This is a genomic window from Bradyrhizobium sp. Pha-3 (assembly GCF_042258325.1).
In the GTDB taxonomy this organism is placed as follows: domain Bacteria; phylum Pseudomonadota; class Alphaproteobacteria; order Rhizobiales; family Xanthobacteraceae; genus Bradyrhizobium; species Bradyrhizobium elkanii.
The window spans coordinates 2,624,112-2,639,857 of the sequence record NZ_CP170151.1 but is presented as its reverse complement, the minus strand read 5'-3'; the positions used below and the strand labels follow the sequence as shown (position 1 = coordinate 2,639,857).

The 15,746-nt window shown below is 64.2% G+C and carries 15 protein-coding genes; 3 read left to right on the top strand and 12 right to left on the bottom strand.

Translation table 11 applies throughout. The annotated features are described in order from the left end of the window. Window positions 1–2: 2 nt before the first annotated feature. From serA to ACE10X_RS12320, 3 genes are all read right to left on the bottom strand, one after another. Complete coding sequence (gene serA, locus ACE10X_RS12330; RefSeq protein ID WP_038387421.1) at window positions 3–1,256, bottom strand: phosphoglycerate dehydrogenase; 1,254 nt, start codon at window positions 1,254–1,256, stop codon at window positions 3–5. Between the two features lie 347 nt (window positions 1,257–1,603). Further along, the gene (locus ACE10X_RS12325; protein ID WP_028339617.1) at window positions 1,604–1,972 is read right to left on the bottom strand and encodes a BA14K family protein; all 369 of its coding nucleotides are present in this window, start codon (window positions 1,970–1,972) and stop codon (window positions 1,604–1,606) included. 155 nt (window positions 1,973–2,127) lie between these two features. Then, complete coding sequence (locus tag ACE10X_RS12320; protein WP_244435956.1) at window positions 2,128–2,424, bottom strand: hypothetical protein; 297 nt, start codon at window positions 2,422–2,424, stop codon at window positions 2,128–2,130. A gap of 157 nt (window positions 2,425–2,581) precedes the next feature. Between ACE10X_RS12320 and ACE10X_RS12315 the strand changes: the two genes are divergently transcribed. Continuing rightward, window positions 2,582–2,704, top strand: coding sequence for a hypothetical protein (locus ACE10X_RS12315; RefSeq protein ID WP_276325882.1), 123 nt, complete (start codon window positions 2,582–2,584; stop codon window positions 2,702–2,704). A gap of 250 nt (window positions 2,705–2,954) precedes the next feature. Next, window positions 2,955–3,953, top strand: coding sequence for a helix-turn-helix transcriptional regulator (locus ACE10X_RS12310; RefSeq protein WP_244435957.1), 999 nt, complete (start codon window positions 2,955–2,957; stop codon window positions 3,951–3,953). Window positions 3,954–3,989: 36 nt separating this feature from the next. On the opposite strand, the gene ACE10X_RS12305 is transcribed toward ACE10X_RS12310, so the two are convergent. The 8 genes from ACE10X_RS12305 to deoC form a co-directional block, all read right to left on the bottom strand. After that, the gene (locus ACE10X_RS12305) at window positions 3,990–5,081 is read right to left on the bottom strand and encodes an ABC transporter ATP-binding protein (protein ID WP_038387423.1); all 1,092 of its coding nucleotides are present in this window, start codon (window positions 5,079–5,081) and stop codon (window positions 3,990–3,992) included. 83 nt (window positions 5,082–5,164) lie between these two features. Next, complete coding sequence (locus tag ACE10X_RS12300; protein WP_233475792.1) at window positions 5,165–6,604, bottom strand: extracellular solute-binding protein; 1,440 nt, start codon at window positions 6,602–6,604, stop codon at window positions 5,165–5,167. 49 nt (window positions 6,605–6,653) lie between these two features. Then, the gene (locus ACE10X_RS12295) at window positions 6,654–7,691 is read right to left on the bottom strand and encodes a carbohydrate ABC transporter permease (protein WP_038387424.1); all 1,038 of its coding nucleotides are present in this window, start codon (window positions 7,689–7,691) and stop codon (window positions 6,654–6,656) included. Then, window positions 7,688–8,563 (bottom strand): carbohydrate ABC transporter permease, encoded by an 876-nt coding sequence (locus ACE10X_RS12290; RefSeq protein ID WP_038387425.1) that lies wholly within the window; start codon window positions 8,561–8,563, stop codon window positions 7,688–7,690. Before ACE10X_RS12290 ends, ACE10X_RS12295 begins: the two co-directional genes overlap by 4 nt. Window positions 8,564–8,570: 7 nt before the next feature. Next, window positions 8,571–9,494 carry a ribokinase gene (locus ACE10X_RS12285; protein ID WP_038387426.1) on the bottom strand — a complete coding sequence of 308 codons (924 nt, stop codon included), beginning with the start codon at window positions 9,492–9,494 and terminating at the stop codon, window positions 8,571–8,573. Continuing rightward, window positions 9,491–9,955, bottom strand: coding sequence for an RbsD/FucU family protein (locus ACE10X_RS12280; protein ID WP_038387427.1), 465 nt, complete (start codon window positions 9,953–9,955; stop codon window positions 9,491–9,493). The genes ACE10X_RS12285 and ACE10X_RS12280 overlap by 4 nt, the downstream gene beginning before the upstream one ends. A 77-nt stretch (window positions 9,956–10,032) precedes the next feature. Then, window positions 10,033–12,420, bottom strand: coding sequence for an aldehyde dehydrogenase family protein (locus ACE10X_RS12275; RefSeq protein WP_038387428.1), 2,388 nt, complete (start codon window positions 12,418–12,420; stop codon window positions 10,033–10,035). A 10-nt stretch (window positions 12,421–12,430) separates the two neighbouring features. Beyond that, window positions 12,431–13,453, bottom strand: a complete 1,023-nt coding sequence (deoC, locus tag ACE10X_RS12270) for a deoxyribose-phosphate aldolase (RefSeq protein WP_375764194.1) — start codon at window positions 13,451–13,453, stop codon at window positions 12,431–12,433. Between the two features lie 240 nt (window positions 13,454–13,693). On the opposite strand from deoC, the gene ACE10X_RS12265 reads away from it, so the two are divergent. Continuing rightward, entirely contained in the window at window positions 13,694–14,488 is a 795-nt protein-coding gene (locus ACE10X_RS12265) for a DeoR/GlpR family DNA-binding transcription regulator (protein ID WP_038387430.1), read from the top strand. An 80-nt stretch (window positions 14,489–14,568) separates the two neighbouring features. Here the strand turns inward: ACE10X_RS12265 and ACE10X_RS12260 are convergent, their stop codons facing one another. Continuing rightward, window positions 14,569–15,720, bottom strand: coding sequence for a substrate-binding domain-containing protein (locus tag ACE10X_RS12260; RefSeq protein ID WP_038387431.1), 1,152 nt, complete (start codon window positions 15,718–15,720; stop codon window positions 14,569–14,571). Window positions 15,721–15,746: the final 26 nt, after the last annotated feature.

The following is a 15,746-nucleotide window of genomic DNA, read 5'->3' as shown; positions in this document are numbered from 1 at the left end:
GATCACCCCTGCGGCCGATTCTGGTCGTACAGCACCCGCACGCGGATCGTGCCGTCGATGGCCTTCAAATCGGCCAGCAGTCCTTCGCCCTCGCCGCCGACCACGTCGGTCTCGAGCACGACATAGCCGACTTCCGGATCGGTCTGCAGATATTGCGCCAGGATGTTGATCCCGTGCCGGGAGACCGCGTCGTTGACCTGGCGCAAGACGCCGGGAACGTTGCGATGAACATGGATGAAACGAGTGCCGGTCGGGCGCGCCGGCAATTGCACCTGCGGAAAATTGACCGCGCCGAAGGTCGACCCGACATCGGAATAATCGATCAGCTTGCGTGCAACCTCGCCGCCGATGCGATCCTGCGCCTCTTCCGTCGAACCGCCGACATGCGGCGTGAGGATGACGTTAGGGAGACCTTGCAGCGGCGAGACAAAGCGCGCCTCGTTCGACACCGGCTCGACCGGAAACACGTCGACCGCGGCCCCCGCCAGCCGGCCCTCACGCAAGGCGCTCGCCAGCGCATCGAGATCGACCACGGTGCCGCGCGAGTTGTTGATCAGATAGGCCTCGGGCTTCATCAGCTGGAGCTGGGCCGCGCCGATCATGTTGGCGGTGGCCGGCGTCTCCGGCACATGCAGCGATACGACGTCGCTGGCTGCGAGCAACGCGTCGAGGGATTCGGCGGGCTCGGTATTGCCATGGCGGAGCTTGTCGGTCTGATCAAAATAGATCACGCGCATGCCCATGGCTTCGGCGAGGTTCGACAGCTGCGAGCCGATGTTGCCGTAGCCGACGATGCCGAGCGTCTTGCCGCGCACCTCGCGGCTGCCTTCGGCGGACTTGTCCCAGCCGCCGGCATGTGCGGAGACCGAACGCGGAAAGATCCGGCGGAACAGCATCACTATCTCGGCGATGGTCAGCTCCGCCACACTGCGGGTGTTGGAGTATGGCGCGTTGAATACGGGGATCCCGAGCTTTCGCGCGGCGTCGAGATCGACTTGATTGGTGCCGACCGAAAAGCAGCCGACAACGAGCAATCGGTCCGCGGCCTCCAGGATCTCCGCGGTCAACTGGGTTCGCGAGCGAATTCCCAGCATATGGATGCCCGACAGCGCTTGCCTGAGTTCTCCGGGTCCCAGCGCCTTGGGCAGACGTTGCAGCTCGGTATAGCCATTCGCCTCGAACATCCGGGCCGCGGATTCGTTCACGCCCTCCAGCAGCAGCACGCGTATTTTGGTCTTGGGAAGCGACAACATCATCGAGATCCGGATTCGTAAGGTTCGGGCAGATCCTGCCACGAGCGCAGTTTCGACGGATCGCGTGATAGCATAGAAAACGATCGGGTCAGAAGCCGCCGTGGGCCGCCCGCTCTGCGATTCCCGATAAATCCGTTCGATCCGCGCATCCAGGCGCAGCGCGGGAACCCGTTCAGCCAAAAGTCCTGGTCAATTCGCCGGCAGAAGCGACGTTGCGGCTCCTGGGGCGCTCGAACGCCTGCTCCGGCTCACTGGCCGGAGCTCCATTCGTGCTCAGTTCGACGCCGAGGGTTATTGCCTGGAGCTGCGGTTTCACTCCGCCGTTCCGGTGCCGCAAGCCTGCTGCAGTCTCACTGGCAGGGATACCGCCGGCCGTCCTTTGCCTGGAACGTGTTCGACGCCGCATCGTACGAGCGATAGCGCTGGGCGCAGGACGCCGCGTGCTGCTGGGCGGCGGCAGCTTCCTGCTGCGCGGCGGCGTTGGCTGCACCGGCCGCGATGACGCCGCCGATGAGGCCACCGACCAATCCTCCGACGGCAGCGCCGCCGCCATTGTCATAGCACTGCCCGTAACGGCACCAGACCTTCTCGGTCAACGACGGCACTGCCGCCGCAACGCCGGCACCGTGCTGCAACGGAGCCGAAATGGCGGAGGCCGAAAACACCATGGCACCGGTGGCGGCCATCAAAACAACTTTCGCAAAGCGAGCCCTACGCATCAGATCTCCTGCTTCATTGCTGTGGGCGCAGGCCGGCACCTGCATCCCGATTTCCTCGACATGGACGGGCTCGCCTGGTCCCGGACCGGACGACACCCGGACACGCGCGGCCGGTTACAATTCGCGCGTCAGCCTGCTTCACAGATGGGCGGCGTTCATTGGCCGGCTGCGTTCACGACGCGGCAGAGGTTATCGCCGACACCTGGAGCCAACTGCCCCGGCGGCAAGCTGAAGGTCGCATCGACGCGGCTACCCTTGCCGTCCTTGCGGACGACAACCTGCAACGTTTGTGGCCGGCCGGATCCGGTGGTCTCCTGCTGGGTGGTCAGCGTGCCGAGTTTCTTGTCGACGTTCACGCCGACAAAACCCTCTGCCAGAACAGCGCGGGACACCTTGTCGAGGGCAGCACCTGGATTGACCGACGGGAAGATCATCCAGGTCTTGTGCGTCATGCCCGTTACCATGGGAACGCCGGTGCTCTGGACGTGATCTGCGCAACCATCGGCCAGCGCAGGCATGGACGAAAGAACTGTAAGCGCGAGTACGCAAGTAATCCTTGTAAGCATGCTTTCATAACCCGTTTGAGTTGGTCGTGACGATTTAGGCCAAATGGGCTACGAGTCCATGGACGACGTCGCATTCCGGATGGAGGCGTTCGGATTGTGGCTAGGACAGTCGATCGCGGATGCTGTGCATCCGCTGGTGCTCTCGAACGTCGGCGCGAGGGATTGAATCGGAACGTTCGCGCAATGCAGGCGAGCGAATTAGATGAAATGCTGGCTTTCGCGGCTCGATTGCACGATCTGGATATTCTGTTCGCTATTCGGATATCGAAGGAATTGTGAGAAAGGGCACGCGACCCAAGATTACCTAAGCTGTGCTAGTGTTGTGGTGCGGTCTACGCGTGTGGCCGGACAGTGGAAAGCCGGTCTGATGGATCGGGCAATCCGCGAAACAGCAATCATCCGATGGTTGGGATTTGATGGTCGAAGACGTACTCGCTGCACCTCCCGCGCGATCGGGATGTTCGTTTGAAGAACTCCTTGAAATGCTCCACCCCCACGGGATCAATGCGCATTCCTCGCCGCGCCCCGACGAATCGTTTCGCTGGCATGCGGATATAGCCATCGGCGCGGAAATTGACGTCGTACGGGCCGATCTATCGGCCGGTTGGGATTGGCGCTATTCGTACGAGAATTCTGCCGGAGAGCTCGCAATAAGCCTGCTGAATGCCGGCCAGGCCGAAATGCTCATTGCAGGAAAGAGCATCCAGCGGACCCCCTCCGAGATCGCCATCGTGCCCCTCCCGACGATGCAGGCGCAGCGGGTCGAAGCGGTCGATGGACGATACTCAAGTGTCACGCTCACCTTGCATACGGGCGTAGTTACAAAGGTGCTGTCTGCGACGTTCGGGAGCACGGCGCTGGAAGATCTCAATCTGACGCCGATCGTCGGCTTGTCGACCGGCATTGGACAGACGCTTCTTCAGCTTGTCCGCACGAGCACCACCGGTTTGTATGACGGGATCCTGGTACGCTCTCCGAAAGCCAGCGCGCTGCTATCGGAAGCAGCGATACAGCTCATCCTTGAGAACGTTCCTCATCGGTTGACCGACCGGTTGAGCCGCCACCCGCTTGATGCGCCGCCGCGCTACATTCGGCGTGCGGTCGAGTATATGCGGGCCAATCCGCATCTGCCGCTGACGATATCGGATATTGCCGCAACGGTTGGGGTCAGCAGCCGGTTGCTGCAATTGGGCTTCCGCAAAATCCACGGCACGACGCCGGTCGCCTATTTGCGGCAAATTCGCCTTGAGGCAATCCACGATGAGCTGTCGCGACCGGAGAACATGCTTCCGATCAGCGAAGTTGCCCTGAAGTGGGGCTTTACGCATATGGGCCGTTTCGCTGCGGTGTACCGCTCGGCCTTCGGCCTGTATCCGTCCGATACGGTCCGGCGCGCGCGAGGTTTCTTAAGCTAGTCTAGGCAGGCGGTTGTCGAGCCAGGCTGCGGCGGATCAGCAAATAGCCGTCCCAGACGCCTTGTCGAACAAGTGCGTTCGCTCAAGATCGAGCGCGACGTCGATGACATGATCCGGTTCCGCGGCGACGCCGACCGGCATTTGCGCCGTGAACGCGAATGGGCCGACGGTCCCGATCACCAGCGTGTGCGGCCCGAGCGGCTCGACGTCTTTCACAAGGATCCGGACGGAAGAGCCCGCCGGCGCGTCTTGCCGCAACACATGGTCGGGCCTGACGCCGAGCACCACGGGCTTGCCGACGCTGCCGGCATAGGCCGCCTCGCGTGACTTCGGCACTCTCAACGCCGTGCCCGACGACTCGGTGAAGGCGAGCGCGCCGTCGCGGGCGACGATCTTGCCATCGATGAAATTCATGCTGGGCGCGCCCATGAAGCCGGCGACGAAGAGATTGCTGGGCTTCTCGTAAATCGTGATCGGATCGGCCGCCTGTTCGATGCGGCCGCGGTTCATCACCACGACGCGGTCGGCCATGGTCATGGCTTCGACCTGGTCGTGCGTGACATAGACGATCGTCTTAGCGAGACGCCGGTGCAGCGCCTTGATCTCGGTCCGCATCTCGATACGGAGCTTGGCGTCGAGATTGGACAATGGCTCGTCGAACAGAAATACATCCGGGCTGCGCACGATGGCACGGCCGATCGCCACGCGCTGGCGCTGTCCGCCCGAGAGCTGCTTGGGCCGGCGCTGCAGATATTGTTCGAGGTCCAGCACGCGCGCCACGTCATTGACGGCCTTCTCGATGCTGGCGCGCGATTCGCCCCGCACCTTCATGCCGTAGCCGATGTTCTCTCCGACCGTCATATGCGGGTAGAGCGCGTAGTTCTGGAACACCATCGCGCAATTGCGCAAGCCGGGACGCAATTGCGTCACGTCGCTATTGCCGATGCGGATGGTTCCGCTCGTCACCGCCTCCAGTCCCGCGATCATGCGCAACGTCGTCGTCTTGCCGCAGCCGGACGGGCCGACAAGCACGACAAACTCCTCGTCGGCCACGTTGAGGTCGAGCCCTTCAATGATCTTGTAAGGCCCGTATGCCTTGCTGACGTTCTCGATCTCGACGTGCGCCATGGAATCCTTTTCCGCCCCTTCGTCGACGGCAAGTCAAGTCCCGGACGATGCTCGCGCATCATCCGGGACCTCTCACTGGAAAGCTAATTCTTCGGCGGAAGGCCCATCGCCGCGCGATAGGCCGCGAGCTGCTTGGCCCGGCCGAACTCGTCGGTCAGCCGATTCCACTCCTTGGCCATCGCGTCGAGCGCCGCCTGCGGCGTGGTCTGGCCGGCCAGCGCCTTGCCGAGCTCGATCTCCACCACCTCGGTATAGGAGAAGTAGCCGGGCAGACGCATGTCGAGCGCGACGTTCTTGGCATTGATGGAGTCCGATTGCGCGCCGAGATATTCCTTGGCCTCTTCCGGCGAGAAGATCTTGCTCCACAGTTGCAGATTGGCGGTGTGCGATTTGCGATAGGGATTGACGCCGCTGCCGCCGGTGATCGCCGCCTGGCCCGACACTTCAGGACTTGTCAGTGTCTTGACGAAATCCCACGCCGCCTTCTGGTTCTTGCCGGCCTTCGGCACCGCGATCTGCCAGCCGCCGAATGCCATGAACGGGCCCGGAAGCACGCTCGGGAACTTGTCCCACTTCTTGGTCTTGGCGTTCCAGATCTCGTCCGAACCGGGCAGCATCGCCGAACCGACCTTGCCCGAGATCTTCGATTGCTTCGGGTCGGCGGCGATGACGCCGGTGTCGCCCCAGCCGATCGATTCCGCAACCTGGCCACCGGCCACGGCAGCGTTCACCTCACCGAACGAGAAATTCAGCGCGTTGGGCGGCCCGAGCTTCGATGCCCTGATGTATTCCTCGAGCCCCTTCACCCATCCCGGGTTGTTGATCTGTGCGTCCATCGTCTCGGGGTCGAAGAACATCGCGCCCGGATAGTTCGGATTGTTGGTGTAGGCCGCCGCATGGCTGAAGAAGAACCAGAACTGCTGACCGCCGCGGCGGAAGGCTTCCGCCGTTCCCCACAGCCCCTTGTCGGGCCTCTGGAAGAACTCGGCAATGTCGAGATACTGCTTCCAGGTCTTCGGCGGCGCGAGGTCGTAGCCGTATTTGGCCTTGAACGCGTCCTTCTCCTTGGGATCGCTAAACAGGTCGGTGCGGTAGGTATAGGTGTGGACGTCGCCATCCATCGACTGCGAGTAGATCTTGCCTTCCCACACCATCAGCCGTTCGCGATAGGCCGGCTCGATATCGTCCCAGTCCTTGCCGGACTGCATCTCCTTCGGCATCTCGCTGAGATAGGGCACAAAGTCAGGCAGCCAGGCCGGCGCGAAGCTGACGAGGTCGAACGTCGCGTCCGACGCCGTCAGCGATGTCGCGATCTTCGGATAGAGCTCGGACCACGGGAATTCGACGACATTGACCTTGCCGCAGGTCTTCTTGGCCCATTCGTCCGCGCCGAGCTTGAGCGCGGAGGCGATATACGGCCCGGTCTGCGACGCCACCGTCAGGGTGACGCCGGTATAGTCCGGACTGCAGGCAGCATTCGCCTGGCTCGCGGCACAGGCCATCGCGAGCGAGGTGGTCAGCATCAGGAACGTCCGTCGCAACATCGTCTAGTCCTCCCTACAAGGTTTTTTGCTATTTGATGGCCCCGAGCAGCAGGCCCGACCGCATCATCCGGCTGAGCAGGCCCGCCATAATCATCATGGGAACGATGGCGACGAGCGCCGCAGCCGATATCGCCCACCATTCGTCGCCGCGCTGGCTGTTCTGTCCCGCCACCAGGATCGGCAGCGTCTGCCATCTGGAATTGGTCAGGAACAGCGCGAACAGAAACTCGTTCCAGACGAAGGCCAGCGTGATCATGAACGTCGCCAGCAACCCGTTCATCGACATCGGCACCACGATGCCGAGGAAGATGCGCCAGCTCGGCACATTGTCGACCATCGCCGCCTCCTCGACCTCGATCGGCACAGCCTCGAAGAAGTCGCGCATCAGCCAGACGACGATCGGCAGCGAGAAGGCGACGTAGCACAGCGTCAGGCCGACAAAACTGTCGATCAGCTGGAAGCCGAGCCGGCCGATCTCGCTGTAGAGCAGATACAGCGCGAAGGCGGTGACGATCGGCGGGAACATGCGCTGGCTGACGAACCAGAACAGGATGTCCTCATTGCCGAGGATCGGTCCCGGCAGCGGCAGGCGGTTGGCGGCGACGGCCACGATCAGCGCGATCGGAAAGGCCAGCAACAGGGCCTGCGGGCGGGTGAACCCGAACGTCGTGTTGAACAGCAGGTAGCCGCCGAGCGCGAGCAGGAAGAATACGAGGCCCGCGCCGAAGCGGACCTTGAATTCGAAGCGCACCAGCGCATAGGCCGCCATCGCGCCGATCGCGGTAGCAATGGCCGCCGCGGACAGGCCAACGATGGTCGAGTTCAGGAAGGTCCGGAAGAACTCGCCGCGGATGCCCTGATAGAGATCGATGAAGGGCTGCAAGGTCGGCGTGAAGTCGATGAACGGCAGATAGGTCGGTCCGCCGACGACGCCGGGCGGCGTCTTGAAGGCGGTCACCACCACCCAATAGAGCGGAAACACCGTGATCAGGCACCAGACGAGAACGCCGACCGCGACCAGGCGGCGACTCCATGGCGACAGTCCCGTCAAGCCCTGCCCGCTCATCGGCGCTTCTCCAGATGCGGCCGCAGCAGCGCCAGATAAGTCACGCCGATGATCGTGATCGCGATCAGGAACAGGAAGCTGAGCGCCGATGTGTAGCCGAGATTGAACTTCTTGAAACCTTCCTGATAGGCGAACAGCGTCAGCGTCTCGGTGTCCACGCCCGGCCCGCCGCCGGTCATCACGAACACCGTGTCCATGATCTTGTAGCTCTCGATCAGACGGATGAAGACGACGGCGGCCGAGATCGGCAGCATCATCGGAAAGGTGATGCCCCAGAACTGCTGCCAGGCGCTGGCATTCTCGAGCTCGGCGGCCTCGTAGACATCTTCTGGAAGCGTTTGCAGGCCGGCCAGCATCATCAGGATGACGAACGGGGTCCACTGCCAGACCTCGACCGCGATGATGCAGGCGAGCGCCCAATGTCCGTTGGTCAGGAACGGCAGGTTAACCAGGCCGAACTTCGACAGGAATTGGTTGAGCGGTCCCATCGTCGGATTGAAGATCATGCGCGCCACCAGCGCGACCGCGACGGGCGCCAGCAGCATCGGCAGCAGCAGGGCGACGCGGAACAGCCGCTCGCCCGGCACTCGCGCATTCAGGGCCAGGGCGACGCCGAACCCGATCGCGTATTGCAGCCCGACCGCGATCAGCGCAATCAGCGTCGTGGTGAAGAGCGCATTCCAGAACCGCGGCTCCTGCAACAACGTCGCATAATTGCCGAGCCAGACGACGCGCGGCGGGATCGGCGGAATCAGGCGGTAGCTGAGGAAGCTCGTGGTCAGCGAATAGATCAGCGGAAAGATGGAGATCGCCAGCACGACGAGCACCGCCGGCCAGATGAAGACATGCTTGATCGGATCATTCCGCATCATCGCAGCATCATCCCCTCAGCAGCGCCTCGATCTCCGCGCGCCGCGGCATCGCGGGCGCGGTGCCCGGCCGGGTCACCGAGATACCCGCCGTGGCCGAACCGAAGCGCGCAGCCTCGAGCGGATCGACGCCGTCCGCGAGCGCCGCCGCGAAGCCGCCGACGAAGGCATCGCCCGCGCCGGTGGTTTCGACGACTTTGCCGGCCACGAAGGGCGGCACGTGCAGCGAGCGATCCCGCGCATGGAATAGCGCGCCGCGCTCGCCGAGGGTGATCAGCGCCGTTCCGGCGCCTTTGGCCAACAGGGCGTCGCCGGCGCGGCGGGCGCCGGCGAGGTCGCCCACCGCGATCCCGGTCAGCGCTTCGGCCTCGGTCTCGTTGGGAACGACATAATCGCACAGCGCAAACAGGCCATCGTCGAACTTGATCGCGGGCGCCGGATTGAACACCGTGATGCTGCCGGCGGCGCGCGCGATCTCGAGCCCTCTATGCGCCGCATCGACCGGCTGCTCGAGCTGCGTCACGAACACGCTGGAGTCGCGGATCGCGTCCGCCACCGCGTCGACATCGGTCGGGCCGATACCGCCCGCTGCACCCGGCACCACGATGATGGCGTTGTCGCCGCGCGTCTCATGGACATAAATGAACGCCGCGCCGGTCGGCGCCTCCGCCGTCCTGGCCACGCGCGGCCGGATTCCCTCGGCCTCCCAGGTCTTGATCGCAAGCTCGCCGAAGGCGTCGCTGCCGATCCGCGATATGAAGCTCACGCCGGCGCCGGCCCGCGCGGCCGCGACAGCCTGGTTGGATCCCTTGCCGCCGGGCCCCATCGCGAATCCCGATCCGGCGATGGTCTCGCCGATCGCCGGCATGTTGCCGGCGCGGAACGCGAGGTCGACGACGAAGACACCGAGGACGGCGACGCCACTCTTGCTCATCTCGTCACTCCCCCGTCCGGCCCGATCACGCCCTTGCTGAACAGGAAGCAGCCGTAGAAGCGCCGCTCGCCGGTCGCGATCACGCAATAGGCCGTCTTGGCCTTCTCGTAGAAAGCGTGGCGCTCGACGCCGACCAGCGGCCAGGACCGTCCCTCCGCGCGATCGATCGCGGCCTGCACCTCGCGCTGCACGGGTGGCACTTCCTGAGCCTGGCCGACGATCTCCATGCGGATCGCGGCATCGTCGACAAACGTATCGAGCGGCATCACCGAAAGAACGGCTTCGACCGCCTGGGCGGCACTCACATTGTCGATGCGCAGCAGCCTGCCGAGCACGCTCTGGCGCGCGATCGAGTCGGCCGGAAAATTGGTGTCGCACACCACCAGGCGATCACCGTGTCCCATCGCCCGCAGGGCATAGAGCACGTCGGCATTGAGCAGTGGATTGATGCCCTTCAGCATGTTGCGTCCCTCCCTCGTCTTCAAATTCGCCGGACTCTGGTGGTCCGGATTCCCGGTATCACCGCAAGCTGATCTCTCTAGTCGCCATACGGAATCCAGATGTTCTTCACCTGCACCGCATGGCGGAGCAGGATCGGGCCCTCGCTCGCGGCCTTGTCGTACCAATCGAGCGCGAGGCCATGATCGACCAGCGTGCGCTTGAGATTGCCGATCGAGTGCCGCTCGGCCGTCACCGAGGCGTCCTGCGATCCGAACGCCCAGAGCGCGTCGACATCGTCGTGCTCGGCAAGCACCCTGACCAATTCGCTGTGATCGCCGGTGACGATGTTGACCACACCACTCGGCACGTCCGAGGTCTCCAGCACCTGGTAGAAGTCGGTCGCGGCGAGCGGATGCCGCTCGCTGGGGACGGCGACGACCCGGTTGCCCATCACAATCAGCGGCGCCACCAGGCTGATGAAGGCGAGCAGCGGCGCCTCGTCGGGACAGGCGACACCGACCACGCCGATCGGCTCATGCATCGCGAGCGCCACGCCGCGCAGCGGCGGCGCGTGGATGGATCCTTCGAATTTGTCGGCCCAGGCGCCATAGCTGAACAACCGCTCGATGCTCGCATCGACTTCCGTGCGCGCCTTCGCAGCCGACACACCGGTCATGTCGGCGATGCGCCGGGCGAACTCGTCGCCGCGCGCGGAAAGATTCTCGGCAAGGTAATAGAGGATCTGGGCGCGATTATGCGCCGTCGCCCGCGCCCAGGACTCGGCGGAGCGCGCCGCGGCCACCGCATTGCGGATATCCTTGCGATTGCCCTCGCCTGCCTCGCCCAGGCGCCGCCCCTTCGGCGACAGCACCGCACGCGAATAATTGCCGTCCGGGCGCACCTGCTTGCCGCCGACGAACAGTTTTGCCGTCCGATCGATCGGCGGCACATCGAATCCGGCACCGGCGCCGGAAGCCGTCGGCAGTGGCGACGCCTTGGCCCGCGCCTTGCGCCCGCTCCAGGCCTTCGGCTTGAGATACTCGTATATGCCTTCACGGCCGCCCTCGCGGCCGAAGCCGGACTCGCGGTAGCCGCCGAAGCCGACACTGGCGTCGAACAGATTGGTCGCATTGACCCAAACGACACCGGCTAGCAGTTTCGGCGCGATATCGAGCGCCAGACCGATCGTCTCGCTCCACACGCTGGCGGCAAGGCCGTAGCGCGTGTTGTTGGCGAGCATCACCGCCTCGTCGGGCGTACGGAACGTCATCGCCACCAGGACCGGGCCGAAAATCTCTTCGGTCGCAACCGTCGAGGACGGATGCACGTTCCAGAGCAAGGTCGGCGGATAGAAACATCCTTCCGCCGGGATCGCACCGGACGCCTGATATTTCTCGGCGCCTTCCTTCACCCCGGTCTCGACCAGCGACTTGATCCGTTCGAGTTGAACCGGTGCGACCACTGCGCCCATGTCGATCGCCTTGTCGAGCGGCATGCCGACGCGAAGCGTCTCCATGCGGCGGATCAGGCGCCTGCGGAAAGTGTCCGCGATCCCCTCCTGCAGCAGCAGCCGCGAGCCGGCGCAGCAGACCTGGCCCTGGTTGAACCAGATGGCATCGACTACGCCTTCCACCGCGCCATCGATGTCGGCATCGTCGAACACGATGAATGGCGACTTGCCGCCCAGCTCGAGCGTCAGCGACTTGCCGGTGCCGGCGGTCGACTGGCGGATCAGCCGCCCGACCTCGGTCGAGCCGGTGAACGCGATCTTGTCGACGCCGGGACTTTCGACCAGCAGCGCGCCGGTGGCACCGTCGCCGGTCACAACGTTCAACACGCCCGGCGGGAGGCCGGCCTCGGCCGAAAGCTCGGCGAACAGCAGCGCCGTGAGCGAGGTGAACTCCGCCGGCTTGAGTACCACCGTATTGCCCGCGGCGAGCGCCGGCGCGATCTTCCACGCCAGCATCAGCAGCGGAAAATTCCACGGAATGATCTGCCCGATCACGCCAACCGGCACCTGATCGGCGAATTCACGCTCCTGCAGTTGCGCCCAGCCGGCGTGATAGAGGAAATGGCGCGCCGCGAGCGGCACGTCGAGATCGCGGGTTTCCCGGATCGGCTTGCCGTTGTCGATCGCCTCCAGCACGGCGAACAGCCGGGCGTGACGTTGCAGCATGCGCGCCAATGCATAGAGATGACGCGCGCGGCCGTGACCGCCGAGCTTTGCCCACGCTGTCTGCGCGGTGCGCGCGGCGCCAACCGCCGCCTCGACATCGGCGGCGGCGCCCTGCGCAATGCGCGCCAGCGTCTTGCCCGTGGCCGGCTCGGTCGTCGTGAGGTGTTTGCCGGCATGCGGCGCCGTGAACCTGCCGGCGATGAAATGCCCGAACGTGGCGCCATGCCGCGCCAGCCAGGCGCGTGCCTCGCCGTCCGCCTCCGGCGCGGAGCCATACTCCATGGTCTCGAAATAGCTTGCGACGCTCATCGCTGGAGTCTCATCCCACGGGGTGGCGATTGAAGGCCGAATAGTGGCCGGTCACGTGATGCTCGAGCTGTCGCTCGATATCGGCGAGCAGGCTGGAGGCGCCGATGCGGAACAGGTCCGGCTCGAGCCAGTCGCGTCCCAGTTCCTCCTTCATCAGGAACTGGTAGTTGAGCACGTCCTTTGCCGTCGAGATTCCGCCGGCCGGCTTGAAGCCGATCTGGTAGCCGGTGCGCTCCTGATAGACGCGAATCATCCGCAGCATCGCGAGCGTCACCGGCAGCGTCGCGTTGACGCCTTCCTTGCCGGTGGAGGTCTTGATGAAGTCGGCGCCGGCCATCATGCAGACCATCGACGCCTTGGCGACATTGCGCAGGGTCTTGAGATCGCCGGTGGCCAGGATCGTCTTCAGATGCGTGTCGCCGCAGGCGGCGCGGAAATCCCGAACCTCGGCGTAGAGCGCCCGCCAATCGCTGGTCAGCACATGCTCGCGCGTGATGACGATGTCGATCTCCTCCGCGCCGTCGCGGACCGACGCCTCGATCTCCTTCAGCTTCAGATCGTGCGGCACGAGACCTGCGGGAAATCCGGTCGAGACCGCAGCGACCGGGATGCCGGATCCTTCGAGCGCTTCGACGGCCGTCGCCACGAACCGATGGTAGACACAGACCGCGCCGGTATGCAGCTCGCGGCCGGCAAAGCCGAGCCGCTCGAGAAGGTCGCCGCGCACCGGCGCTTTGGCCTTGGCGCAGAGGCGCTTCACCCGTTCGGTCGTATCGTCGCCATTGAGCGTCGTCAGGTCGACGCAGGTGATCGCCTTGAGAAGCCACGCCGCCTGCGCGTCCTTCTTGACCGTGCGCCGGCCCGGCAAGCTTGCAACGCGACGTTCGGCGGCCGACAGATTGATCCTGATCCCGTCGACCCAATCCATCTCGAGCGCGCGACCACTGTTGCGCGGGAGCTCATGCCCGCCGCCCGGGGAAGGCGGCTGCGCGGCCAATGGGGACGAATTCTGTATGAAGACGCTCTGCGTCATGGAGGCGCCGTGCGGTCCTAGCGAATCGACGAGATCGCCAGATAGACTGAATGTGTCGATCGCAACATGTGATCCTCCCCTGACCTTGCCGCGGGGTTTGCCGACGACCTGCGGACGCTATCGTCCCCGACCCTCGATCAGCCCGCCGGACTGGATGTTATTATTGTAACAAATCGACGTTGATAAACTCACAACATTGTAAGATCATTGTCAATCGGATAAGCAAGCCCGGCGATCAAAATGGCTGAAACATCGAACGCACGACCAAGCGAGACGCGCGTGCAGCGCCTGCAGAGGCTGCGCCGCGCCGTCGAATCGAGCGGCACGCTGCATCTGAAGGACGCCGCCGAGCTCCTCAAGGTTTCCGAAATGACGGTCCGGCGCGATCTCGCCGGGCCGGACGCCGCGCTGGCGCTGCTCGGCGGCTACGTCGTCAATGCGGCATCGCCGACCGGGATCAAGTACACGTTCGAGCAGGAGATCGATCAGCACACCCAGGACAAGCGCCTCGCCTGCCGGTCTGCCGCGGCCTCGATCAAGGAAGGTGATACGATCTTCATCGATTGCGGCACGACGATGCAGTCGCTGGCGGACTGCCTGCCAGAGGACCTGCCGCTTTCGGTGATCTGCTATTCGATGAACGTGGCGTCGATCGTGACGCGACGGCCGGCCACGCAGGTGATGCTGATGGGCGGCCTCTACCATCCGTCGTCGCAGTCCTTCGCGTCGGACGACGGCCTGTCCTATCTGCGACGGCTCGGCATCAACAAGGCCTTCATCTCCGCGGGCGGCGTGCACTGGACCCGCGGCGCGAGCTGCTCGAATTTTCACGAGGTCGCCGTCAAGCAGGCCGTCATCGAGACCGCGATGGAGAGCATCCTGGTGATCGACGCGAGCAAGCTCGGCAGTCTCAAATCGGCATTCTTCTCCGATATCGGCGCGTTCTCGCGGATCATCGTCGGCGGCACGGCGTCAGCGGAGATGCGCAAGCACTTCCGCAGCCTTCCCGTCGAGTACGTGGCCAGCGCAACCTGATCCGAGCGGGGGCTGGCACGCCCGGATCAGGCTGCTCACGATGCGCGGGCTCGCGGGACCACGCATCGAACTCCCGCTGCTCAGTTGCAGGCTGGCTTCGCCTTGTTGCAGGCGTCGGTCAGCTCCGGTGGCGGCTCCTTCTTGAACACCGTCTTGTAGGATTCCAGCACGTTGGACTGCGTCACCGGCAGCGACTGCACGCCGATCCAGCCGGGCGTTTCCTTGCCGAGCAGCGCATTCATCATGGCCATCGCTTCGGCGACACCCTGGTCATAGGGGCGCTGCGACCCGGTCGCCTTCAAGGGACCACCCTTGGCGATCTCGATCGCCGATTGCAGGCCGAGGTCGACGGTGGTGACCGGAATGTCGATGCCCTGCGCGCGCATCGAACTCAGCGTATCGAGCGCCGGCTGGTCCCAGACCGCGAACAGGCCCCTGATATCCGGATTGCCGGTGAGGAAGTCGCCCGCGATCTGCGACACCTTCGGCGGGTCGGTGAAGTCGACCTGCTTCATCTTGATGTCGGGACGGTTCTTCTGCATCCACTCGCGGACACCCTTGGTGCGCTCGTTGGTGCTGAAATAGTCGACGCCGAAATTGACGAGGCCGATGGTGCCGCCCTGCGCGACGCAGGACGCCAGGATCTGGGCCGCGATCTGGCCATTGCCCTGGCTATCTGCGGAGATCATGGACGCATATTCCTCGGGATGCTTCAGCCCGGTCGGGATGCTGTCCATCAGCACGAGCTTGATGCCGGCCTTGGCGATCTTCTTGTAGGTCGGCGCGGTCGCGGTGAAATCGACCGGGATCGAGATGATGCCATCCGGATGCTGCTGGATGGTGTTCTCGATATCGGCGATCTGCTTGTCGACCTGATATTCGGCGGACGCGACGCCGGTGACGGTCACGCCATACTTCTTCAGCGTATCGGTGATGCCCTGGATCTGCAGTTGCGCCCAGTCGAGATTGACGGTCTGCATGGAGATGCCGACCTTGAAATGCTTCTCCTTGATCTTGGCGGCATCGGCGTCCGACAGCGCCAGCACCTCGGGCGAGGCGGCCTTCTCGCCATGCGGCCCCTGACCGACGATCGATTTCGGTCCAAGCGTCGCGAGATCGACGCCCTTGACGCAGGTTGCAGGCACTTCGGCGCGGGCCGAAGGGGCGATCGAAATGGCCGTCGCCGCGATCAGCGCGGTCAGCGGCAGGGTTTGTCGCAAGATTGGCTTCATTGTTTCCTCCCGTTTTGGTCGCCGAT